The sequence below is a fragment of the Streptomyces botrytidirepellens genome, assembly GCF_003721215.1.
Classification (GTDB): domain Bacteria; phylum Actinomycetota; class Actinomycetes; order Streptomycetales; family Streptomycetaceae; genus Streptomyces; species Streptomyces himastatinicus.
The window spans coordinates 1-576 of record NZ_RIBZ01000353.1; the positions used below are offsets into that span (position 1 = coordinate 1).

The window sequence follows — 576 nt, forward strand, 5'->3', positions numbered from 1 at the left end:
GCGCCCGCGGCCGGGGCCGGACCTGCGCCCGGGGCCGGACAGGGGGCAGGGCAGGGCCGCCCGGCCGGTGGGCCCGGCCAGCCGCAGCCGACTCCGGGCATGGCGCAGGGCGCCATGCAGGTGCGGCAGATGTGGCCGGACATCCTGGAGGCGGTCAAGAACCGCCGCCGCTTCACCTGGATCCTGCTGAGCCAGAACGCCACGGTCTCCGGCTTCGACGGCACGACCCTCCAGATCGGGTTCCCCAACGCGGGCGCCCGTGACAGCTTCGCCAACGGCGGCAGCGAGGACGTCCTGCGGCAGGCCCTCAACGACGCGATCGGCGTGCAGTGGCGCATCGAGGCGATCGTCGATCCTTCTGGAGGACAAGGAGGCGGGCCAGCCGGTCCGGGCGGCGGACCCGGCGGGGCCGGGCCGGGAGCGTCCGGCGGTCCCGGCGGCTTCGGCGGAGGCGGAAGCGGAGGCGGCGGAAACGCAGGCGGCTTCGGCGGCGGCGGCGGTCAGCCCGCCCCGCCCCGGCAGCCCGCCCCCACGCCCCCACCCGCCCCCGCGCCGTCGGCCCCGGCCCCCGCGCCC

The 576-nt window shown here is 78.8% G+C and carries 1 pseudogene; it reads left to right on the forward strand.

Annotation, left to right across the window (positions count from 1 at the left end):
- Window positions 1–576: pseudogene (locus EEJ42_RS30940) on the forward strand (DNA polymerase III subunit gamma and tau); the annotation flags it as partial.